Annotated in this window: 20 protein-coding genes; 13 read left to right on the top strand and 7 right to left on the bottom strand. The window is 63.1% G+C overall.

The features are described from left to right. Positions 1 to 31: 31 nt before the first annotated feature. The 3 genes from FNA46_RS21670 to FNA46_RS21660 are packed head-to-tail and all read right to left on the bottom strand — an operon-like array spanning position 32 to position 3,071. The gene (locus FNA46_RS21670; RefSeq protein ID WP_143127296.1) at positions 32 to 874 is read right to left on the bottom strand and encodes a carbohydrate ABC transporter permease; all 843 of its coding nucleotides are present in this window, start codon (positions 872 to 874) and stop codon (positions 32 to 34) included. After that, positions 871 to 1,830 (bottom strand): carbohydrate ABC transporter permease, encoded by a 960-nt coding sequence (locus FNA46_RS21665; RefSeq protein ID WP_244617981.1) that lies wholly within the window; start codon positions 1,828 to 1,830, stop codon positions 871 to 873. The genes FNA46_RS21670 and FNA46_RS21665 overlap by 4 nt, the downstream gene beginning before the upstream one ends. Further along, positions 1,827 to 3,071, bottom strand: a complete 1,245-nt coding sequence (locus tag FNA46_RS21660) for an ABC transporter substrate-binding protein (RefSeq protein WP_143127295.1) — start codon at positions 3,069 to 3,071, stop codon at positions 1,827 to 1,829. The genes FNA46_RS21665 and FNA46_RS21660 overlap by 4 nt, the downstream gene beginning before the upstream one ends. Before the next feature lie 554 nt (positions 3,072 to 3,625). Between FNA46_RS21660 and FNA46_RS21655 the strand changes: the two genes are divergently transcribed. The 7 genes from FNA46_RS21655 to FNA46_RS21625 all read left to right on the top strand — a co-directional run bounded on the left by FNA46_RS21655 (position 3,626) and on the right by FNA46_RS21625 (position 11,379). Then, entirely contained in the window at positions 3,626 to 4,711 is a 1,086-nt protein-coding gene (locus FNA46_RS21655) for an alpha/beta hydrolase (RefSeq protein ID WP_185969949.1), read from the top strand. Positions 4,712 to 5,646: 935 nt separating this feature from the next. Further along, positions 5,647 to 6,906 (top strand): ABC transporter substrate-binding protein, encoded by a 1,260-nt coding sequence (locus FNA46_RS21650; protein ID WP_143127293.1) that lies wholly within the window; start codon positions 5,647 to 5,649, stop codon positions 6,904 to 6,906. 57 nt (positions 6,907 to 6,963) lie between these two features. Then, entirely contained in the window at positions 6,964 to 7,833 is an 870-nt protein-coding gene (locus FNA46_RS21645; protein WP_143127292.1) for a carbohydrate ABC transporter permease, read from the top strand. Further along, positions 7,823 to 8,632: a carbohydrate ABC transporter permease gene (locus tag FNA46_RS21640; RefSeq protein ID WP_143127291.1), complete on the top strand. Its 810-nt coding sequence runs from the start codon at positions 7,823 to 7,825 to the stop codon at positions 8,630 to 8,632. The genes FNA46_RS21645 and FNA46_RS21640 overlap by 11 nt, the downstream gene beginning before the upstream one ends. 35 nt (positions 8,633 to 8,667) lie before the next feature. Then, entirely contained in the window at positions 8,668 to 9,420 is a 753-nt protein-coding gene (locus tag FNA46_RS21635) for a glycerophosphodiester phosphodiesterase family protein (RefSeq protein WP_143127290.1), read from the top strand. Next, positions 9,417 to 10,475 (top strand): ABC transporter ATP-binding protein, encoded by a 1,059-nt coding sequence (locus FNA46_RS21630; RefSeq protein ID WP_143127289.1) that lies wholly within the window; start codon positions 9,417 to 9,419, stop codon positions 10,473 to 10,475. Before FNA46_RS21635 ends, FNA46_RS21630 begins: the two co-directional genes overlap by 4 nt. 16 nt (positions 10,476 to 10,491) lie before the next feature. Next, the gene (locus tag FNA46_RS21625; RefSeq protein ID WP_143127288.1) at positions 10,492 to 11,379 is read left to right on the top strand and encodes a MurR/RpiR family transcriptional regulator; all 888 of its coding nucleotides are present in this window, start codon (positions 10,492 to 10,494) and stop codon (positions 11,377 to 11,379) included. A gap of 182 nt (positions 11,380 to 11,561) precedes the next feature. Here FNA46_RS21625 and FNA46_RS21620 read toward each other — a convergent pair whose 3' ends face one another. The 3 genes from FNA46_RS21620 to FNA46_RS21610 form a co-directional block, all read right to left on the bottom strand. Then, a complete protein-coding gene (locus tag FNA46_RS21620) occupies positions 11,562 to 14,750 on the bottom strand; it encodes an efflux RND transporter permease subunit (protein ID WP_143127287.1) in 3,189 nt (1,062 codons plus the stop codon). Between the two features lie 186 nt (positions 14,751 to 14,936). Further along, complete coding sequence (locus tag FNA46_RS21615) at positions 14,937 to 16,109, bottom strand: efflux RND transporter periplasmic adaptor subunit (RefSeq protein WP_143127286.1); 1,173 nt, start codon at positions 16,107 to 16,109, stop codon at positions 14,937 to 14,939. Positions 16,110 to 16,171: 62 nt separating this feature from the next. Further along, positions 16,172 to 16,978, bottom strand: coding sequence for an alpha/beta hydrolase fold domain-containing protein (locus FNA46_RS21610; RefSeq protein ID WP_246103271.1), 807 nt, complete (start codon positions 16,976 to 16,978; stop codon positions 16,172 to 16,174). A 146-nt stretch (positions 16,979 to 17,124) separates the two neighbouring features. On the opposite strand from FNA46_RS21610, the gene FNA46_RS21605 reads away from it, so the two are divergent. From FNA46_RS21605 to FNA46_RS21590, 4 genes are all read left to right on the top strand, one after another. Then, a complete protein-coding gene (locus FNA46_RS21605; RefSeq protein ID WP_143127285.1) occupies positions 17,125 to 18,102 on the top strand; it encodes a LysR family transcriptional regulator in 978 nt (325 codons plus the stop codon). Between the two features lie 87 nt (positions 18,103 to 18,189). Next, on the top strand, positions 18,190 to 18,894 hold the full coding sequence (locus FNA46_RS21600; RefSeq protein ID WP_143127284.1) for a GntR family transcriptional regulator: 705 nt from the start codon (positions 18,190 to 18,192) through the stop codon (positions 18,892 to 18,894). Positions 18,895 to 19,053: 159 nt separating this feature from the next. Next, a complete protein-coding gene (locus FNA46_RS21595) occupies positions 19,054 to 20,016 on the top strand; it encodes a dihydrodipicolinate synthase family protein (protein ID WP_143127283.1) in 963 nt (320 codons plus the stop codon). A gap of 97 nt (positions 20,017 to 20,113) precedes the next feature. Beyond that, a complete protein-coding gene (locus tag FNA46_RS21590) occupies positions 20,114 to 21,370 on the top strand; it encodes an NAD(P)/FAD-dependent oxidoreductase (protein ID WP_246103269.1) in 1,257 nt (418 codons plus the stop codon). A gap of 83 nt (positions 21,371 to 21,453) precedes the next feature. Here FNA46_RS21590 and FNA46_RS21585 read toward each other — a convergent pair whose 3' ends face one another. Continuing rightward, positions 21,454 to 21,822, bottom strand: a complete 369-nt coding sequence (locus FNA46_RS21585) for a chlorophyllide reductase (RefSeq protein ID WP_143127281.1) — start codon at positions 21,820 to 21,822, stop codon at positions 21,454 to 21,456. A 125-nt stretch (positions 21,823 to 21,947) separates the two neighbouring features. Between FNA46_RS21585 and FNA46_RS21580 the strand changes: the two genes are divergently transcribed. After that, positions 21,948 to 22,508 carry a DUF2975 domain-containing protein gene (locus FNA46_RS21580; RefSeq protein WP_246103267.1) on the top strand — a complete coding sequence of 187 codons (561 nt, stop codon included), beginning with the start codon at positions 21,948 to 21,950 and terminating at the stop codon, positions 22,506 to 22,508. 11 nt (positions 22,509 to 22,519) lie between these two features. Further along, a complete protein-coding gene (locus FNA46_RS21575) occupies positions 22,520 to 22,750 on the top strand; it encodes a helix-turn-helix domain-containing protein (RefSeq protein WP_143127280.1) in 231 nt (76 codons plus the stop codon). Positions 22,751 to 22,785: the final 35 nt, after the last annotated feature.

Genomic DNA, 22,785 nt, shown 5'->3' with positions numbered 1-22,785 from the left:
GGCGCCGCCCGCTGGCAGATGTTCGTCAGCGCTATTCCTTGGTCGCGCCCGAGAGCAGGCCATTCATGAAATAGCGTTGCAGGCTCACGAACAGCACCAGCGTCGGAATGACCGACAGGACCGACATGGCCAGCAGTCGCGGCCAGTTGATGTCCCACTGGCCCACATTGTTGGCGAGCGCCAGCTGAACGGTCCATTTCGACTGATCGGTGATGATCAGGTACGGCCAGAGATAGTCGTTCCACCGCCAGACGAAGTTGAAGGCGGCAAGTGCGGCAATGGCCGGGATCGACAGCGGAAGAATGATGCGGAACAGGATGCGCCATTCCGGCGTGCCGTCGATGCGGGCGGCCTCCAGCAGGCTGTCGGGAATGCTGCGGATGTACTGACGCATGATGAATACGCCGGACGGAGTGGCGGCCGGCGCGAGGATCACGCCCCACAGCGAGTTGAGGAGACCCAGATCCTTCAGCACGATGAAGATCGGGATGAGAATGATCTGCAGCGGGATCATCAGTGCCGACATGATCAGCATGAAGAAGAAGGTTTCGCCTTTGAAGCGGAACTTTGCCAGCGCATAGCCCGCCATCAGGCTGATCAGCACCGAGATCGCAGCCGAGATGGTGGAGACGAACAGCGAGTTCTGGAAGAACAGGCCGAAGCCGGACTGATCGAAGGCGGTGGCGAAGTTCACGAGCGTTGCCGGCGAGGGCAGAAGCGTCGGCGGCCAGGCGAAGATGTCGTTCGGGGCCTTCAGCGCGCTTGCCAGCAGCCAGAGCGGCGGCAGCAGGAAGAGGATCAGGACGAGGGCGATCAGCGGGCCGCGAAAGGCCCAGTCGCGGGCGGCACGGCTGGAGAGGAGGGCGGTGGTCATGCTTTCTCCTTGCTGATGCGAAGCTGGATGGCGGTGAGCACGAGCAGGATCAGGAACAGGACAGCCGATTGCGCGGCGGCAACGCCGGCCTGGTTCGCCTTGGTAAAGGCCGTCTCGTAGATGGTCTGGATCAGGTAGACGGTCGAGCGGCCAGGACCGCCGCCGGTCAGCGAGACGACCAGTTCGTAGACCTTGAAGGCCTCGACCGAGGACAGGATCACGACCAGAGAGATGCTTGGCTTCAGAAGCGGCAGCGTGATGCGGGTGAAGATGCGCCAGGTGCTGGCGGCATCGACGCGGGCAGCCTCGTAAAGATCCTCGGAAATGGTGGTGAGACCGGCGATGAAGATCATCATGTAGAAGCCGGCGCTTGCCCAGACCCAGACGATGACGACGGCGATCTGCGCCATGGTGCCATTGTCGAGCCACGGAACCGGTGCCACGTCGATGAGGGAGAGGAGATAGTTCATCAGGCCGGAATTGAGGCCGAACATCCATTTCCAGACGACGCCGGTGATCAGAAGGCTGATCATCGAGGGAAAGAAGACGATGGCGCGCACGGCGCCAACGCCGAAGAAGCGGTTCTTCAGGAGGATGGCGAGCCCGAGCGAGACGGCGGTGACGGCCGGAACCGCGATCACCACGAAGCCCACGGTCTTTGCCAGCGTGTTGAAGAAGTCGGGATCGTTGAACAGGCGAATATAATTGTCGATGCCGACGAATTTCGGCCAGGTGGCCGGCGCCCGCTCCACGACGACGATGCCGCGCTTGAAGAAGGACATCCACAGGCCCTGGACCAGCGGATAGAGCGTGAAGATCGCCAGCAGCCCGACGGTTGGCGTCAGCAGCAGGTAGGGAAACAGCCGCTTCGTCCAGGGTGTGTTGCCCGGCGCCTTGCCGGTGGACGCCGGGATTGCTCCCGGCGTCGTCTCGATGGTGGATTGGATGCTGCTCACTGTCCCGCTTCCGTCAAGGAGTCCTGCGCCGTCTTGATGATCTGGTCGATCGCCTTTGCACTGCTGATCTGGCCGGTCGTGGCCTGGAACAGCGTCTGGCGCATCGGACCCCAGACATACTGCATGGCCGGGTTTGCCTGGTCGGTGGCGGCATAGTTGGGGCTGGCGGCCAGCTCTTCCTTGAAGGCCTGCAGGGCCGCGGAAGCCTTGGCATTGCCGTAGTCGATCGGCGGCACCTTCAGGTTGGCCGGGATGTACATCAGCGGCTTGGTGTAGAGTTCCTGCGCCTTCGGATCGGTGGTCAGCCACTTGATGAAGGCGTTGGCCTCATCGACGTGCTCGCTGGTGTTGAAGCCGATCACGTAGTCGCCGCCGACCATGCTGGACTTGACGGTGCCATAGGGCGTGGGTCCGGCCTGCCAGTCGAACTTGGCGTTTTCAGCGAGGCCGCCGGCCTGCCAGTTGCCGGACATCCAGGCAACCGCCTGGCCGCTGGTGAAGAGCTGCTTCGGGTTGTCGGAACTGGAGCCCGACCACAGGCCCGGCGGCATGTGCGTCTTGGTCATGCCGATGAATTTGTCGAGAACAGCGGTGGCCTTGTCGTGGTCGAAGACAACCTTGTAGGGTTCGTTTTCCGAGTAGATGTGATTGCCGTACTGGAATTCCATGGTCAGCCAGCGGCTCTGGGAGACGTCCCAGACCAGCGGGTAACGCACGCCGGCCTTGTCTGCCACTTCCTTGGTCTTGGCGAGGAACTCATCCCAGGTCCAGGAGGTCTTGATGTCGGGGATCGCAACGCCGGCCTTGTCGAAGGCGGACCGGTTGATCAGCATGCCGGTCGCCGTCACCTGCAGCGGGGCTGCAATGATCTGGTCGCCGAGCTTGGCACCAGCCGCCCAGCCGGGCACGAAGTCGTTCAGGTAATCCTTCCCGAAAACCGGCGCGAAATCCGTGAGGTACGGACGGATGAAGGGGCGCATCGACGAGGTCTTCGACAGGTCCGGCAGCGTACCGGCCGCTGCCAGCTGGGCAAAGCGGTTGTCGATGTCATCATAGGGAACGATCTGCAGGTTGAAGGTCGTCTTCGGATTGAGCTTCGTATAGGCAGCAAGCACATCCTTGATCGCCTGCTCCTCGGCATCCGTGCCGAGATACCACATGATCTTCAGTTCGGACGCATGCGCAGGCATGCCGGCGAGCAGGCCGGCGGCCATCAGCGAGCCGTACAAAAACCTTTTCATTTCGGTCTTCCTTCTCTGGAGTTGGCATTTCTTGTTGTTCGCGGCCTGTCCTGGGAGGAGCGCAGGCGTTTTCCGTCGGGCGCCATGGGCCCGGGAAATATCTGTGCCGGAAAGCGGCCTCGGACGGGAATCGTTTATCGAGGAAGCCCGGGCGGCGACGGAAAGGCCAGGGCCGGCTTCAGCGGAAGCCTCCTCAGCGCTTGCCTGGTCCAGCCGTTCCATGCGTGCCTCCAATCTCTCGTCCCCTGGTGGCGAAGCTGCTGCCTAATTTGTTCGGCAACTTGACGAAGTATGGATTCGGGCATTGGACCTTGTCAAGGGTACAGTTCCAGCAAGGTGAGATGCCGTGGCGGTCGCCCTGGCAATTGACAGGAGGGGCGTGGGCAGTGTTATGCCCGGCGGACGGGTTCCAAGGGCTGCAAACGAAGGGAAATGCCTTGCAGGGCGATGTGCGTTTCGAAGACAGCCGTATAGAATGCCGCCGCAGATCGCCTTCCGGGAAGAGATCGCCACGGGTCGGGCGCGGGGGATGGTCCTTCAGAACGGGCCTGCTGGTGGTTCTGGCTCTGGCGGTTGCTGCCTGTGGTCATCGTCCGGATGCCATGATTCCCGTTGCCTACGATCCCCCGCCGGACAGCAAGGTGGACATGCTGGTGGCCACCACCCGGGCGCCGTCGGATGATCCCGCCGTGCGCTACAGCGGGGAGCGGGGCGAGTCATTGCGGCTCGACAACGTTGTCGTCTCCATTCCTCCGCTTCATGCGCGGGAAGTGGGAGCCATCGAACTGCCCCCCAGCACCGGCAGGCCGGACCCGCAAAAATCCTTCGTGGTGACACAGGCTCAAGCGGTTGATGATCGCGGTGCCGAAGCCTGGTTCAAGCGCACCGGCAAGCCCTCGCGCCGGGTTCTGGTGTTCGTGCATGGCTTCAACAACAACTATACCGAAGCCGTTTTCCGCTTTGCCCAGATCGCCCATGACATCAAGGTGGATGCTGCACCGGTCCTCTTCACCTGGCCGTCTCGCGCCAACACGCTGGACTATGTCTATGACCGGGAAAGCACGATCTATTCGCGCTTCGGCCTGGTCGAGGCGCTGGAAAAGGCCACCGCTGCGCCGGACGTCGCCGACGTGACCATTCTTGCCCATTCGATGGGCTCATGGCTCACCATGGAAGCGCTGCGCGAACTGGCGATCCGCCATGGCCGCGTCTCGCCGAAGATCCGCAATGTCGTGCTGGCCTCACCGGATATCGATGTGGATGTGTTCCGCCGCCAGGTGCTGGAACTCGGCAAGCAACATCCCCGGATCACGATCTATTCCTCGCGCAATGACAAGGCGCTGAAGGTGTCCACCTTCCTCGCCGGCGATGTGGACAGGCTCGGGGGCGCTGATCTGCGACCTTATGAAAAGATCCTGGCCGAGCACAACATTTCCTTCATCGATGCCTCCGATGCCAAGCAGATCGATCCGCTCGGCCACAATGCCTTCGCGGAATCCTCCGAAATGCTGCAATCGCTGACGGCGCGACTGTCCGAACAGAGCCTCGAGACCTCGCCGAGCATCGGCCGCAGCCTGATCGGACGCGCGACGCTTGCACCGGCGCGCGTCCTCACCGCCATCGCCAATCCGGAGCGTTGAGCAGCGGGCCTCGTCACTGGCAAAACAACAAGGGGCGCCGGATCACCCCGTCGTTGTCAGGCATCTTTTTCAGATGCCTGTCCGTTTCAGAAGCGCAGCTTGACGTCGGCGCGAACGCTGTTTTCCGTCGCATCAGCGGCGACATTGCCAGGCGCAAGAGCGTGTTGGTTTCCTTCGTGGCGCGAGGGACAGTTTGTGGTGCGGTATCCATCTCGGCGGGAATATTCCGGTTCAGATAAGCTTCCGACGCCGAGGCAAGCCGAGGACATGCAGCGAAGATGAGATCGATTGCTGTCTGTCGCGCAGCTCATCAAATGGTGACAAGGGAAGACCATTTCGAAATGGCAAATTGAGTCCGAGAGGGCACGGCCTCGCATGGTTCTATTTTCAGAATTTGAATTGTGCTATGAATAAAAAATCCTAAATAACTGAATTTATTATACTTATTTCTACCGAATGCTTTCTGCCGCAGGCAAATTCGATTTGTCAGATGATGCCGCAAGGTGAACGGGATGTGTGTCGCGCAAAATCCGCTCGGATTCTGCCTTTTTCTGCGCTGGGTCCGCTGAGGCAATCGCCAGCGATGCGTTGTGCGCGTCTGTTGTCCGGCCGCAACTCGTATGGCCGACCATCATCGTCCTCAGAGCTACCGATCGGAGACCTGCCCCGATCTTGTGCCGGGAAAATTTGGAACGTGATCTATCATCGCATTGGCGGGGCTGGCGTCCGCTCGGCGTCGATACGCGAAAACCGTTGCCGTCCGTCATCGAGTCGCGCCGGTCGATGTGGCACATTGGACCTTGGATGCGAGCCAGTGGGGGCCACTGGCAGACGGCCAGCGGAAGCTTCACAAAAGCTTTGCAAAGGGGTCAACAAACTGTCTTGCAGGCGGGATACATCGGCGGTATGCAATTTAACTTGCAGAGGAGAGAGAAATGATACGCAAATTGCATTCCACGATTGCAGCCAGCGCTTTCGCCCTGTTTGCCGCCGTCGGCACCGCGGAGGCGGCCACAACCGTCAAGTTCTGGCATACGTTCAGCAAGACGAATGGGGAGGCGCTGAACAAGATCATTGCCAGCTTCGAGGCGGCCCATCCCGATATCCATGTGGAGGCCGAATTCGTCGGCAACTACAACGATCTCGTGGCCAAGCTGCAGGCCGGCATACCGGCGCGCCGCACGCCGGATGCGGTAATCCTCGAAATCACCCGCTACGGCCTGTTCGCCAACAACAATGTGCTGACCGATCTCACCCCCTATTTCGCCGCCGATCCGCTGAAGGACGACCTCTACGACTATGCCCGCGAGATCGGCGTGATCAACGGCAAGAACTATGTGGTGCCGTTCAACTCCTCGACGCCGGTCCTCTACGTCAACAAGGATATTTTCGCCCGCGCGGGCTTATCCGCCGATACACCGCTGAAGACCTTCGACGACGTTCTGAAGGCCGCAAAGACCATTCAGGACAAGCTTGGCGCGGAGGGCATTTCCGGCATCGGTGCGCCCGGCCAGTTCGCCCGCTGGGGCCTTGTGATGTCCAATGACAGCGAACTGATCGATCCGAAGACCAACAAGATCCTGCTCGACAAGCCGAACACCATTGAAGCCTATCAGTGGATGGCCTCGCTGGTCAGCCAGCACAAGGTGGCCTCGCCCGATGGCGTGACCGACGAGGATAAGGGCAATGCCATGTTCATGGCCGGCAAGGTCGGCATCGACATGGATTCGACCGGCAGCTATGGCGGCCGCAAGAAAGCGCTGGGCGACAATCTCCTCGTGCGGCCCATGCCCTGCAACAAGGTGTGCTCGGTTCCGATCGGCGGCGCCGGCATCGGCATCATGGCATCTTCGCCGAAGGAGGTGCAGGATGCGGCCTACACATTCGTCAGCTACGCCGCCTCGCCCGAAGCCAATGCCGCCTGGTTTGCCGCGACCGGTTATCTGCCGATCAACAAGAAGAGCGCTGCCCTTCCCGTTGCCGTCAAGGCGCTGGAAAGCCAGCCGGGCATCGATGTGGCGATCAATTCCCTGCCTTACGCCCATGGCCGCGCCCGCGCGACCTTCGTCACCTGGATGCGCACCACCGAATACAAGGTGTGGCAGTCGATTGCGCTTGGCCAGCGCAAGGCCGACGAGGCGCTGAAGGACTTTGCCGAACAGACGCGCAAGGAAAGCCAGCGCACCGGAAACTGATCGCTCCAACCCTCAGGGGCGCCGGTCGGGCAAACCTCCGACCGGCGCAGATAAACAATGCTCCGCAAGCTGACGCCCTATTTCTTCGTCGCGCCGCTGATGATCTTCATCGCGGTGTTTACCTATGTTCCGATCCTGACGAGCCTGAACCTCAGCGTGCGCCAGTGGAACTTCCTGACGCCCGACATGCCCTTCGTCGGGCTTCACAATTACGAGGAACTGTTCGCGTCCGCCGAATTCTGGAATTCGCTGAAGGTGACGGTCCTGTTTGCGGTTCTTTCGGTACCGCTGCGGCTCGGGGCGGCGCTGTTCATCGCAAGCCGGCTCATCCGCGAAACCCTTTCGTCCCGCCTGCTGCGCGGCGCCTTCTTCCTGCCCTCCGTCACTTCCACGGTGTCGATCGCCGTGGTGTTCTCCTGGGTCTTCGCCACCGATTACGGCATGGTGAACGCCATCCTCCATCTGGTCGGCCTCGGGCGGCCGCAATGGCTGCAGGATCCCTATCTGGCGCTCTGGGTGCTGATCATCGTCAACACCTGGCGTCAGCTCGGCTATGACATCGTCATCTATATTGCCGGCCTGCAGGCGATCCCGCAGGAGCTTTACGATGCCGCAGCCGTCGATGGCGGGCAGCGCTTCCACGTGTTTCGCCGCGTCACGCTGCCGCTGGTGATGCCCACCACCTATTTCCTGCTGATCATCGCCGTCATCGAGGCCTTCCAGGTCTTTACCATCGTCAACGTGATGACCAGGGGCGGACCGGCCGGCGCCACCGACATGCTGGTCAACCTGCTCTACGAAATCGGCTTCGAACTGTTCGACATCGGCCGCGGCTCGGCGCTCGCCGTCATCCTCTTCGTCCTGCTTGTCGGGCTTGCCCTTCTCAAATCCCGCATCATCGGCAGCAAGGTGCATTATGAAGCCTGAAAACCCCTTTGTCGCACTGCTGTCGCTCCTCGTCGGCCTGCTGTTCTTGTCGCCGGTGCTCTATTCCATCTGGATGTCGTTCCAGACGGCGGACGACTTCTATGCCGGCCGCGTCACCTTCACGCTCGACAATTACGAGCGGGCCATCGGGCAGTTCAATTTCGCCCGTTACCTGATCAACAGCCTGATCGTGTCAGGCCTCGTCACGGTGCTCGGCATCACGGTGGCAACGCTGGCCGCCTTCGCCTTTGCCCGCTTCCGGTTTCCCGGCGGCGACCTGATGTTCGGCGCAACGGTCGCAACCCTGATGATCCCGAGCCATATCAGCCTCATCCCCAACTATCTGACGCTGGCAAAGGCGGGGCTGCTCGACACCTATGCCGGCCTCATCCTGCCGGCGATCTCCAACGGCTTTGCCTGCTTCTTCCTGCGCCAATACATGCGCGGCATTCCGAAGGCGCTGGACGAGGCGGCCTATATGGATGGCGCAACGCATCTGCAGGTGCTGTGGCGCATCATCGTGCCGCTGTCCCGGCCGGCGATCTCCTCCATGGCGCTCTACATCTTCATCGCCGAGTGGAACAATTACATCTGGCCGCTGGTCGCGGTCGGCAAGCAGGATCTCTACACGCTGCAGATCGGCCTTGCCCGGCTCTACCGCATCAATCCGGGGGAGGGGCTGATCGACTGGCCGCTGGTCATGGCCGCCTCCACCATCACCATCCTGCCGGTGCTCTTAGGTTTTCTCGCCGTGGAGCGCCATCTCGTGCGCGGCATCACCATGGGCGCCGTGAAATGAACCTGTCAAAAGACGAAACGGGGAAGACCAGACTGATGACACGCATCGCATCCCATCGCGGCGGTACGCTCGAATATGGCGACAGCACGCCGCGCGGCTTTGCCGCCACCGCCGCCATGCCGCTGGACGAGGTGGAATTCGACGTCCATCCGACCGTCGATGGCGCGATTGTCGTCCACCACGATCCGACGCTGGAGGGAACGACGGATCGCAGCGGTGCGATTGCGGGCCTGACGCTTGCCGAGGTGAAGGCCGCCACCATTCATTACAGTGCCGGCGGCCATCCGCTGACGCTTGCGGAACTGTGCGATCTCTATGCCGGCTCCAGCGTCGATTTCCGCTGCGAGATCAAGCCGGGCGCCGATGGCCGCGCCTATGCGGATTTCGTGCCGAAGGTGATCGATCTGCTGGCCCGCTACGGCATGCTGGCGCGCACCACCTTTTCCTCCTTCCTGCTTGCCTCGCTGGACGAGCTTGCGGCCGCCACGGACCGGCCCCGGCTGTGGCTGGTCAGCCCCGCCGTTCTGAAGCAGGTCGGCGTGGAAGGTGTGATCGAGCTGTGCCTTGCGCATGGCGTGCCGGAGATCGGCGTGCATATCGACACCGCCGATGCAGACACCGCCGCCACCGTGCGGGCTGCAGGCCTCGATTTCGGCTGCTGGGCGGCGCATACGCCGGCCCAGATCGACAAGGCGCTGGCGCTCGGCGTCAAGGTGTTCACCACCGACCGGCCGACGCTGGCGATTGCGCTCCGCGATGCCTTTCGCGAGAAGGAGGTCGGGGCATGAGCGGCATTTCCCTGCGCAACATTCGAAAGGCCTATCCGGGCGGACCGACCGTGCTGCACGACGTGTCGATGGAATTCCAGCCGGGAGAGTTCATCGTCATCGTCGGTCCCTCCGGCTGCGGCAAGTCCACGCTGCTCAGGCTGATCGCCGGGCTTGAGCGCGCCGATGCGGGCGAGATCAAGATTGCCGGCAAGCGGGCGAACGATCTTCCGCCGCAGGACCGCGATATCGCGATGATCTTCCAGAACTATGCGCTCTATCCCCATATGAGCGTGCGCGAAAACATCGCCTTCGGGCTGGAGCTGCGCGGCATGCCGAAGGCCGAGCGCAACCGGCGGGCCGAGGAGGTGGCGCGCATGCTGCAGCTCGAACCCTATCTGGAGCGCAAGCCGGGCGCGCTGTCGGGCGGCCAGCGCCAGCGCGTCGCCATGGGCCGGGCCATGGCCCGCAACACCTCGACCTTCCTGATGGACGAGCCGCTGTCGAACCTCGACAACGCGCTGCGGGTCGCGATGCGCACCGAGATCAAGGACCTGCATCGCCAGCTCGGCGCCACCATCGTCTATGTCACGCATGACCAGACCGAGGCCCTGTCGCTCGCCGACCGGGTGGCGGTGATGAAGGATGGCCACCTGCTGCAGTTCGACCGGCCCGACGTGATCTACGACCGCCCCGCCAACCGCTTCGTCGCCGGCTTTCTCGGCGTGCCGCCGATCAATTTCCTGCCGACGGAGAAGCTTCCGGGTTGCGCGGGACTGGCCGGTTCGGACGATCTGACGGCGGGTTTACGCCCCGATATTCTCGCCGTCCATACCGCACAGCCTGCCGGTCCCTCGCTTGCCGCACGGGTCGTCATGGCAGAAATGACCGGCTCCGATCTGTTGCTGCATTGCGACACTGCTGCCGGTCGATTGACCGCGCTGGCACCCCGCCTTGCACTCGGCGGTGGAACGGAGCAGGTGTGGATTTCCTATGATCTTGACCGCGCACTGTTTTTCGATAACCAAAGTGGGGCGCGCGTGGATTACGTTCCCGGCGATCGCCAGATCCGATGAGGAGAGTGAAGAGCCGATGGACAGGCAGGACGCGATACCACAGGCGCTCGGCGATCTGATCAGCCGCCATTCGAGTCGCCTGACCGATGCCGATACCCGTTTGCTCGACGTGCTGATCCAGGATCCGATCCGCGGCGCCATGGAGAACGGCAAGGACGTGTCCTCCCGTGCGGGCGTGCATCCGGCCTCTGCGGTGCGGCTCGCCCGACGTTTAGGCTTCAAGGGCTATCCGGAATTTCGCAGCTTCCTGCAGGCGAGTCTGATCGAAGGATCCGGCGATTTCGAAAGCCCTGCGGCCCGCATGGCCGCACGTCTGGTTCGCGCGGAGGAGGGTGGCCTGCTCGCTTCCGTGCTCGATAGTGAAATCACCGCGCTCAACAATGTGCGCACCAGCGTCTCCGATGCCGATATCCGCGCCTTCTCGACAAGCCTGCGCGACAGTCGCCGGATCTACGTTTTCGGACGCGGCCATTCCGCCAGCCTTTCGGCGCTGACGGCGCTGCGGCTCACGCGATCCGGCTACGAGGCCTGCGATCTCGGCAGCCAGATGCACCAGTTGCCGGAAGCCCTGTCGACGATGAGCGAGAATGACGTGGTGTGGCTCTTTGCCTTTCGTCGTCCCTCGTCCCTCATGGCGGAAGTGCGCAGCATTGCGGCCGAACGCGGCGCGCGCGTTCTGGCGTTGACCGATCTCCACGCCGCCCGAATGGACCCCGCGCCCGATCATCAGATCTCGATCTCTCGGGGCGATCCTGGCGAATCCCAGTCGCTGGTCGTGCCGATGACGATTGCCAACGCCGTGATCCTCGATCTCGCTGCCATCGATGATGGGCGATCGCTGCGGGCGCTTGGTGATTTCAAGGCGTTTCGCGCCAAGGCAGGACTTGCCGCACAACTGCTCTGACGGTCCGGGATCGCGCGTGAGCCGCAGCCTGGACGACCCTCTTTTAATTTCCACAATGCTCTGTGTCGCCCATGACAAAGCCGGCAGCGGTGAAGCTGCCGGCCTTGCAGGTCTTGCGGGGAGGGAAGGGCCCGCCGGACCCCTCGGTGCCGCAGGCAAGCCCGCGACCACGAGGACTGGAGTCAAGCGGCGTGATGCGCCTCGCGATCCGGTGTCATTGCATCACCATGCTGGCGAAGCGGGCTGTTTCGCGTCAGCAGGCGGGCCAGGATGTAGAACACCGGCGTCATGAAGATGCCGAAGAACGTCACGCCGATCATGCCGGAGAACACCGCAACCCCCATGGCCGCGCGCATTTCGGCGCCGGCACCGGTGGAGACGACCAGCGGAATGACGCCCATGATGAAGGCCATCGACGTCATCAGGATCGGCCGCAGGCGAAGCCGGCTCGCCTCGATCGCCGCCTGCACGGGCGTTCGTCCCTCGAATTCCAGCTCACGGGCAAACTCCACGATGAGGATCGCGTTCTTGGCCGAGAGCCCGACAAGCACCACAAGCCCGATCTGGGTGAAGATGTTGTTGTCTCCGCCCGTGTACCAGACGCCGGTCAGCGCGGCGAGCACGCCCATCGGCACGATCATGATGATCGAGAGCGGCAAGGTCAGGCTTTCATACTGGGCAGCCAGCACCAGATAGACGAGGAGCAGCGCCAGCGGAAACACGATGATGCTGGAATTGCCGGCCAGGATCTGCTGGTAGGTGAGGTCGGTCCACTCGAAATCGATGCCGGCGGGCATGGTTTCGCGCAGGATCTTCTCAATCGCCGCCTGCGCCTGGCCGGACGAGAAGCCCGGCGCCGGACCGCCATTGATGTCGGCGGCAAGGAAGCCGTTGTAGCGCGTCGTGCGTTCCGGCCCGGCGGACGTGTCCACCTTCAGGAGCGCCGATAGCGGGATCATCTCGCCGCTCTGGGCGCGCACCTTCAGCTGCCCGATATCTTCCGGCTTGGCGCGATACTTCGCATCTGCCTGCACGCGCACGCTGTAGGTGCGGCCGAAGGCGTTGAAGTCGTTGACATAGAGCGAGCCGAGATAGATCTGCAGCGTCTGGAAGACATCCGTGACGGAGACACCGAGCTGCTGTGCCTTCACGCGGTCGAGATCGGCAAACAGCTGCGGCACGTTGATCTGGAAGCTCGAGAAGATGCCGGCGAGTTCGGGCGTCTGGTAGGCCTTGCCGATCACCGCTTTCGTCGTCTCGTCCAGCGTCTGGTAGCCGAAGCCGGCGCGATCCTCGATCTGCAGCTTGAAGCCGCCCGTCGAGCCGAGGCCGTTGACCGGCGGCGGCGGGAACATGGCGATGAAGGCGTCGCCGATGGCGGCATATTTCTGGTTCAGCGCCATGGCGATGGCACCACCCGACAGCGACGGATCCTTGCGCTCCTCGAAATCGTCCAGCACGGCAAAGACGATGCCGGCATTGGAACCTATGGTGAAGCCGTTGATCGACAGGCCCGGGAAGGCGAGCGCATTCTTGACCCCCGGCTGCTTGAGCGCAATGTCGCTCATCTTGCGGATCACCTCTTCCGTGCGGTCAAGTGTGGCGCCGTCCGGAAGCTGCGCGAAGCCGATCAGGTACTGCTTGTCCTGCGCCGGCACGAAACCGCCGGGGACCGCGTTGAACATGCTGAAGGTGGCGGCGGCGAGCGCCAGATAGATCACCATCACCATGCTCTTGCGGCCGAGCAGCCCGCCAACGGTGCGTCCATAGCCGCGCGACGCCGCGCCGAAGGCACGGTTGAAGCCACGGAAGAACCAGCCGAGCAAGCGGTCCATCACGCGTGTCACCACATCCTTCGGAGCATGGTGATCCTTCAGGAGGAGGGCCGCGAGCGCCGGCGACAGAGTGAGCGAATTCAGCGCGGAGATTACCGTCGAGATTGCAATCGTCAGCGCGAACTGCCGGTAGAACTGGCCGGAGAGGCCGGTGATGAAGGCCAGCGGCACGAAGACGGCAACCAGAACCAGGGCGATCGCGATAATCGGGCCGGACACTTCCCGCATGGCGCGGTAGGTCGCCTCCCGCGGCGAAAGCCCGTTCTCGATGTTGCGCTCGACGTTTTCCACCACCACGATCGCATCGTCCACCACGATGCCGATGGCGAGAACGAGGCCGAACAGGGTCAGCGCGTTGATCGAAAAGCCGAAGGCATACATCACCGCGAACGTGCCGATGATGGAGACCGGCACGGCGATAAGCGGAATGATCGAGGCGCGCCAGGTCTGCAGGAAGAGGATGACGACGAGAACGACGAGTGCGATGGCTTCCAGCAGGGTATCGACGACCTTCTCGATGGAAGAGCGCACGAATTTGGTGGTGTCATAGACGATTTCGTAGCGCACGCCGTCCGGCATCGCCTTCTGCAGGTCCTGCATGGTCTGCTGCACGGCATCGGAAATGGCGATGGCATTCGAGCCCGGTGCCTGGAATACCGGGATGGCGACTGCCGGCTTGCCGTCGAGCAGGGAACGCAGCGAGTAATCTGCAGCACCGAGTTCGATGCGGGCGACGTCGCTGAGGCGGGTCACTTCACCGGACGCGCCGGTCTTCACCACGATGGCGCCGAATTCTTCCGGCGTCTGCAGACGGCCGCGGGCATTGACGTTCAGCTGCATGTCGACGCCGGGCAGCGAGGGAGAGGCGCCGATGATGCCGGCTGCCGCCTGTACGTTCTGCTGGCCGATGGCGGTGGTGATGTCGCTCGCGGCAAGCCCGTGCTCGGCCACCTTCTGCGGATCGAGCCAGATGCGCATCGAATAATCGCCGGCGCCGAACACCTGCACCTGGCCAACGCCATCGATGCGGGCCAGCCGGTCTTTCACGTTCAGCGTCGCGTAATTGCGCAGATAGGTGAGATCGTAGCGATCGCCGGTCGAAACCAGATGAACGACCATCATCAGGTCCGGCGAACTCTTGACGGTGGAGACGCCAAGTGCGCGGACTTCCGTCGGCAGGCGGGGCTCTGCCTGGGCCACGCGGTTCTGCACCAGCTGTTGCGCCTTGTCCGGATCGGTTCCGAGGCGGAAGGTGACGGTCAGCGTCAGCACGCCGTCCGACGTCGCCTGGCTCGACATGTAGAGCATGCCTTCCACGCCGTTGATCTGTTCTTCCAGCGGCGTGGCCACCGTCTGGGCAATCACGGTCGGGTTGGCGCCGGGATAGGTGGCGCGCACCACGACGGAGGGCGGAACAACCTCGGGATATTCGGAGATCGGCAGGGCGCGCAGCCCGATCAGGCCGGCGACCACGATGAGGATCGACAACACGGCCGCGAAGACCGGCCTGTCGATGAAGAAGCGGGAAATGTTCATGGGGCAAGACCCTCACGGAGGACAAGGGGGAGGCATCCCCGCGACCGTCGGTCAGCGGGTGGCATCGGATGGAATGGGCAACTGGCAAGGATGCGCTGCCAGCCCGCCCTCTGCGGGCCGGCGGCTTCGGGTCCTTTCGACGGGAGGGTTCTGGCGGGACCCGGCGCGGGTTCCCGCCGAAGTCCGTCAGTTGTTGAGCGCGGTCTCTTCCTGCGGCTGGACGACGGCACCGGGGCGGATCCGCTGCAGGCCGCTGACGACGATGCGGTCGCCGGCGTTCAGGCCCTTTTCGACGATCCGCTGCCCGTCCACCTCGGCGCCGAGTTCGATCTGGCGATAGGCTACCGCATTCTTGGCATCGACCACGAAGACGAACTTCTTGTCCTGGTCCGTGCCAACCGCACGTTCGCTGATCACCAGGCGCTCTTCCGCGCTCGGCTGGCCCATGCGGATTCGCACGAACTGGCCGGGGATCAGGCGCCCATCCGGATTGTCGAACACGGCGCGGACCCGGATCGTCCCGGTCGAGGCGTCGATCTCGTTGTTGATCAGCTGCAGGCGGCCGGAGAGCGGTGCAGCCGTTTCCTGCGTGGTCACCTGCACGGGGATCTTGTCCAGCGAGGCCTGGATGTCACCGGCCGGCAGAACGGAAATGATCTGCTGCAGATAGGCTTCGTCGATGGTGAAGCTCGCATAGATCGGATCGACCGAAACGAGCGTGGTCAGCGCCTGCGCCGTCGAGCCTTCCGCGACGAGATTGCCGGGCGTGACCTCCAGCCGGCCGAGACGTCCGGCGATCGGCGCGCGGATTTCCGTGTAGCCGAGATTGAGTTCGGCGAGCCGCAGGGTGGCTTCAGCCGATTGCAGCGCGGCGACCGCGGCGGCATTGTTGCTTTGCCGCTGCGCCAGATCGCTGGCGGAAATCGTGTTGCGTGACAGAAGGGTCGTGCCGCGCTCCAGTTCGGTGCGCGCGAGGTCGAGCTTTGCCTGGGCAGACGCCACCTCGCCGCGGGCCTGATCGACGGCCGCTTTGTAGGGTTCGGCATCGATCGACACCAGCAGATCGCCCTTCTTCACCAGTCCGCCCTCGCGGAAATGCACGGACTGGATGACGCCCGCCACGCGCGGACGGATCTGCACCCGGCCGACGGCTTCCAGCCGGCCGGAAAACTCCTTCCAGACGGCAACCTGGCGCGGCTTGACGGTGGCGGTGGTCACCGGAATGGCCGGTGCGGCACCTGCCGCGGAGGCTGCAACGGCATGTCGCGGCTGGTCCAGATAAAGCGAACCGCCGGCAATCAGCACAGCCGTCGCCAATGCGCTGGCCCACAGGGCCGCGTTCTTGATCCTTGCGGTCATGACACTCTCCTTCGGTCCACAATGGACCGGCATGTGATGGGGGACGGGCATCTGCCCGTCGTCTACGTCCGCAGCCCGTCGAGGAACTGCGCAAAGTCGGCGGAAAATCCGGCACGCCATGCACCGTCTCTGCCGTGATAGAGGCCGGTCCAGCCGCTGTCGGCGGGCAGGATACGGCGCGTGACCGGCACGCCCGCCGATTCCAGGCGGGCGGCATAACCGAGGGTCTCGTCGCGCAGCGGATCGTCATCCGATGTCACGACCAGAGCGGGTGCGGCGCCTGCCATCCGGGAGCAGAAGCAGGGCGCCGCGTAAGGATGCTGGTAGCTGCAGGCCGATGCCAGATAATGGCTCCAGCCCTCGGACCAGCGTGTCCGCATGCCGATCCCGTCGGCCTTTTCGAACGAGGCCGTCGCCATCTGCGGATCAATCATAGGGGACAGGAGAACCTGTCCCGCCAGTTCGTTCGGCATGTAGTCACGGGCCTTGAGTGCCAGACACGCCGCCAGATTGCCGCCCGCCTCATCGCCCGCCAGCAAAACGGGAGAGCGCGTGGCCGCAAAACGCCGGCGCTTTGCCACCAGATAGCGCAGCGCACCGAACCCGCATTCCAGCGTGCGCGGAAACACGTTGCCGGACGGACCGCCGTAATCCGCTTCCACCACGATCGCTCCGGCCTCTGCCATGGCAACGGCAGCCGGCGCATCCTCTGCCGGCTGCGGTGCCGACAAAAAGGAATTGCCCCGCAGATAGAGCACCACGGGCTGCGCGCGCGCTGTTGCCCGTTTGTGCATCTTTGCCTCGTAAAGACGAAAGGCCAGTGGAAACTGTCCCTCGCCCTCCGCCTGCATCTGCCATGGCCGTGTCATATGCCTACTCGCAACGTTCCGGCTGAAAAGCCTTCCGTCTGTCCGCGATTCATATTATTATTCCTATCGGATGCACAAGATTGCCATTTTTGGCAACTCTGTTCGAAAATTCGGGATAATATTGCAGGTGCGTCAAGGAGGTCGGCATGGATCAGCTTTCGGCTATGCGCGTTTTCACCCGTGTGGTGGAAACCGGAAATTTTTCAAAGGCGGCGCTGTCGCTCAAGATGCCGAAGACGACGGTGACCAATCTCGTCCAGTCGCTGGAGGCGCATCTCGGCACGCGGCTGCTGAACCGGACCACCCGACAGGTGGTGGTGACCACCGATGGCGCGCTCTACTACGAGCGGGCCTCGCGCCTGCTGGCGGATCTGGATGAACTGGACGGGAGCCTGTCCAGTTCGCAGGCGCAGCCCTCCGGCAAGGTGCGCATCGCGCTGTCCGGCGCCTTTGCCGACCAGATCATCATGCCCTCGCTCTGCGATTTCCACACCCGTTATCCCAAGATCCAGCTGGAATTCGATATTGGCGACCGCATCGTTGATTACATCGCCGAAAACGTCGATTGTGCCTTGCGCGGCGGCACGCCGAACGACCAGTCGCTGGTGGCGCGCAAGGTGGCGGAATTGACGCTGCGGACCTATGCAGCCCCGAGCTATCTGGAAAAGGTGGGCGAACCGAAACATCCGCGCGATCTGGAACATCATTTCAGCGGCATCGGCTACATGAAGGCCTATACAGGCCGTAACTTTCCCATGCAGTTTCATAAGGACGGGGAACTGATCGAGATCGAGCCGCGCTATATCGTATCGGTCAACGAATCGCGCAGCTATATCGCGGCCGCCGTGGCGGGCATAGGTGTTGCGCAAGCCGTTTCCTTCATGGTCCGCGATCTTGTGGAACGCGGCGAACTGGTGGAAATTCTGTCTGACTGGCAGCGGCCGCCTATTCCGCTTTACATCGTCTATCCGCAGACGCGTCACCTCAGCAACAAGGTGCGCGTCTTCGTGGACTGGCTGGCCGGCAAGCTGCAGCAACTGGAACGCTGCGAGCAGGACATGCTGGCGAAACGCAAGGTTGTCGCGCTTGCCGATGCCAGTCCGAAGCCGCGGCTTGCAGGCTAACGGGACAGCTGTTCTATGGGACATCCGATACTGACCGGGGCCGACGCCGGCCTCCGCTGACGGTGCAGCATGGAAGGAAGAGGGCGTATGACGGAGAAGGACGCACCCGAAGCGGTGGAGCGCCGGCGCGGATCAGGCGCGAAACTGGTCTATGACGCCCTGCGCGACGAGATTCTGGATCTCGTGCTGGCGCCCGGCAGCGCGATCGACGAAGTGGAACTGGCAGAGCGCTTCGGCATGTCGCGTACGCCGATCCGCGAGGCACTGGTGCGGCTGGCCGGCGAGGGGCTGATCGAGACGCTGCCGAACCGTTCGACGCTCGTAGCGCCCATCGACTTCCTCAACATCCATGCCTATTTCGACGCATTGACGCTGATGTATCGCGTGACGGGCCGGCTGGCGGCCGAGCATCACAAGCCGGGCGATATCGTGCGGATCACCGCGCTGCAAGCCGATTTTGCCCGCGCCGTGGAAGCCCAGGATGCGCTTGCGATGATCGCCACAAATGCCGCCTTCCACCTTGCTATCGCGGAAGCCGGCCGCAATCCCTATTTCACCGCGCTCTTCAAGCGGCTGCTGGACGAGGGGCGACGCATTCTGCGCCTCTATTACCAGTCCTATGATGACCGTCTGCCGCATCGTTTCGTGGGCGAACATGAGGAGATGATCGCCGCGATCGCCGCGCGCGACCTGGGGCTTTCCGAACAACTCGGCCGCGTCCATGCCGACCAGATTGTCGAGCAGGTGCGCAAGCTTCTGGTGCGGGAAGAACGGCTCGATCTGACGCTTTAGCTTGAGGAACGGCGGAGTGGCGCGCCCCCGTTTCGACGTCTTGAATTTTTGTCGACAAATAGAATACAAGATGCTATCTCACGCTGACAACGCGCTGGATGCCCGACACTTCGGGCAGGGCTCAGGACGGGCGAGGGCGCATTCCAGAGGAAGAGACGCATGGCTGCCAACATTTTCTCCGGCGTGGTTCCGGCCCTGATGACCCCCTGCAAGCCCGACCGCACGCCGGATTTCGACGCGCTGGTGCGCAAGGCTCGGGAACTGATCGCGGCCGGCATGTCCGCTGTCGTCTACTGCGGATCCATGGGGGACTGGCCGCTTCTGACCGACGCCCAGCGGATGGAAGGCGTGGCCCGCCTGACCGAGGCCGGCATTCCGGTGATCGTCGGCACGGGTGCGGTCAATACGGCCTCTGCCGTCGCCCATGCCGCCCATGCCCAGAAGGTGGGCGCGAAGGGTTTGATGGTCATTCCGCGCGTCCTTTCACGCGGCTCGGTAATCGCGGCGCAGAAAGCGCATTTCAAGGCCATCTTGTCGGCCGCCCCGGAACTGCCGGCGGTCATCTACAACAGCCCCTATTATGGCTTTGCCACGCGGGCCGATCTGTTCTTTGCGCTGCGCGCCGAACACCCGAACCTCGTCGGCTTCAAGGAATTCGGCGGCCCGAGCGACATGCGCTATGCGGCGGAAAACATCACCAGCCGCGATGACGAGGTCACGCTGATGATCGGCGTCGATACCGCGGTCTTCCACGGCTACGTCAATTGCGGCGCCAAGGGTGCCATCACCGGCATCGGCAATGTGCTGCCGAAGGAAGTTCTGCACCTGTGCCGCCTCGCCGAAGCCGCTGCCGCCGGCAATGCCGATGCCCGCCAGCGGGCGCTGGAACTCGAGCAGGCGCTCGGCGTGCTCTCCTCCTTCGACGAAGGCCCGGATCTCGTGCTGTTCTTCAAGCACATGATGGTTTTGAAGGGCGATGCGGAATACGCGCTGCATTTCAACGAGACCGACATGCTGACCGACAGCCAGCGCGGTTATGTGGAAGCGCAGTTCCGCCTGTTCAACAGCTGGTATGCCGAATGGAGCCAGCTTCCCGGCGCGGTGCAGACCTTCAAGGCCTGAGCGAACTGCCGGTATCCGGCGGCGGGGTGGCCTGTGTCGCCCCCGCAAACCGGCCTGGCGCGAGGGCCGCATCTGTTGCAGCGAAGGGGAGCAGACCGTGCGCAAGGCGGATTTTCCTGATGTGATCGTGATTGGCGCCGGCGTCATCGGCCTGTCCGTGGCAATTGCCGCGCAGGCCCGCGGGCTGCGGGTGACGGTGCTGGATCGCGAGGGACCGGCCGCCGGCGCCTCGGCCGGCAATGCCGGGGCTTTCGCCTTCACCGATATCCTGCCGCTTGCTTCGCCCGGCATCCTGCGCAAGGCGCCGCGCTGGCTGCTGGATCCGCTCGGCCCGCTGACGGTGCCGCCCGCCTATGCCCTGCAGATCGCGCCGTGGATGTTCCGCTTCTGGCGGGCGTGTCAGCCTGCGCGCGTTGCCGCATCGACCGCCGCCCAGACGGCGCTGATGGATCTGTCCCGCGCCGAACTGGAGCCGTTCCTCGCGGAGACGGGGACGCTGGCCATGCTTCGCAAGGATGGTAACCTGCAGGTCTACGAAAGCGACGCGGAATTTGCAGCCTCCTTGCCTGGTTGGGCGGCGCGCCAGGCGCATGGCATCGCCTTCGAGCATCTGGACGCAAACGAAATGACGCGGTTGCAACCCGGCCTCGACCGTCGTTTCATCCGCGCAACCTTCACGCCCGGCTGGTATTCCATTGCCGATCCGCGCTTCTATACGCTGGCGCTCGCCGACCGTTTTCTGGCGCGGGGCGGCAGCATGGAGCGTACCGAGGTATCGGCACTGCGGCCGGTCGAGAATGGGGTCGAGATTCTGTCCGCTGGTGGCCCAACGCGGAAAGCTGCCAGAGTGGTGCTTGCCGCCGGCGCCTTCTCCCATCATCTCGCCGCGACCCTTGGGGAACGGATTCCGCTGGAGACCGAACGAGGCTACAATACGACGCTTCCGGCCGATGCCTTCGACCTGCGCATGCAGATCACCTTCGGCGGTCACGGTTTCGTCGTCACCCGCCTGTCAACCGGCATTCGCGTCGGCGGTGCCGTTGAACTGGCCGGCCTGAAGCGTCCGCCGAATTTTGCGCGTGCCGACGCCATGTTGAAGAAGGCGCAAGCCTTCCTGCCCGGCCTGAAAAGTGAAGGCGGCACGCAGTGGATGGGCTTTCGCCCCTCGTTGCCCGACAGCCTGCCGGCGATCGGTGCGGCGCGTGCCACGCCGAACGTGGTCTATGCCTTCGGCCACGGCCATCTTGGCCTCACCCAGTCACCTGGCACCGCCCGCCTTGTCGTCGATCTGCTGACCGGTCGGCCGCCGCAGATCGACCTCTTGCCGTTTTCCCCGCAACGTCGGTTTGTGTGAGCCATGCGTGGCAGATGCGCCGAAAGGCGCTCTGCCCTCTCGCATCACAGGCCAAGTGAGCCGCAAACGTTCGGTGGTTCTGCTTACTGGCTGTGGCATCCGGCACGCGCCAGCATGTCACGCACGAGGAGCGGTGTTGCGGCCACCTCGCTGGCTGGCGTGCCGGCGGGAGCTGTGTCCATGGTCCTGCGAACGTCTTCCGCCGTCAGCGTGAATGGCCGTTTGCACGGTGCGCCGCCAAGATCGACCATGATGCCAGCCGCCTCGCCGACACCCCCGAGATAAGCGGTAAGCACCTGTTGCGCCATGCGATTGGTTGGCGCCTCCTTCAACATCTGGCTGACCTGCGCAACCGATATGGAGCCTTTTGACGTTGATGGTGCCGCATGGGCCGGCACGAGAACGAGACACGACGCGAAAGCGGCGATCGTCAGTGGGATGATCCGAGACATCGATGGGTAACCTCCGGTGAACTGAAATGAGCATTTCACGAAAATATATTATTGTAAAACAGAAATTTTTGGATATGCTTTGGCCATACTAAAGGAGCTGTTCCATGGTTATGTCGGACATGAGCATGTCTGTGAGGCACGATGATCCCCGCGCAATCCGGCTGGGACGCGTTCGCCGTCTGAGCCGGATGATGGCGATAGCCAGCGTCGCCGTGGCCGTCCTGCTGGGGGCGGCGATGTTGCTCTACTGGTGCCTGACACCCGCCGACATGCTGTTTCGCCATGCCGGCCTCATGCTCACCCCACCGCTGGCTATCAGCTTTCCCGCACGATTGGCCGCCTTTGCCGTTGCCATGCTTCCGCTTGGCGCGCTGATTGCCGGCCTGCTGTGTGCCCGGCGCTGTTTCACATGCTTTGCGGCCGGCGCGATCTTCTCCGGCGATGCCGCCCGCAGCCTTCGTGGTTTCGCTCTGGGCGTCGGTGCATCTGCCCTGCTGAAACCCGTGGCAGGCGCAGCGCTCGGCCTGCTGCTCAGCATGCTCTCGCCGGCTGGAACGCATAGTCTGGTGCTGAACATCGGTTCCGACATGCTGCTGTCGATCCTGTTTGCGGCGATGGTTGCGCTGATTGCAGGGGTTCTCGTTGAAGCGGCCGAGATCGCCGCCGAGAACGATCAGTTCGTCTGAGGAGAGCCGAAATGCCCATTCAGGTCCGCCTCGGAGTCATGCTCGCCGAGCGCAATGTCAAGTCGAAGGATCTCGCCGAATATGTGGGGATCACGGAAGCCAATCTCTCCCTTCTCAAGAAAGGCCATGTGAAAGGCGTCCGTTTCGAAACGCTGGAACGGATCTGCGATTTCCTCGACTGCCAGCCTGGCGACCTTCTTCGGTATGAACGCACCGGTGCGCCGGAGGCGACGGGTCGTTGACAGGGACCCTGTCACATCAATGAGCGCGCCGGAGT

The sequence above is a fragment of the Affinirhizobium straminoryzae genome (assembly GCF_007004135.1).
In the GTDB taxonomy this organism is placed as follows: domain Bacteria; phylum Pseudomonadota; class Alphaproteobacteria; order Rhizobiales; family Rhizobiaceae; genus Neorhizobium; species Neorhizobium straminoryzae.
Note: the sequence above shows the minus strand (reverse complement) of the source record. Positions and strands in the feature narration are given on the sequence as shown.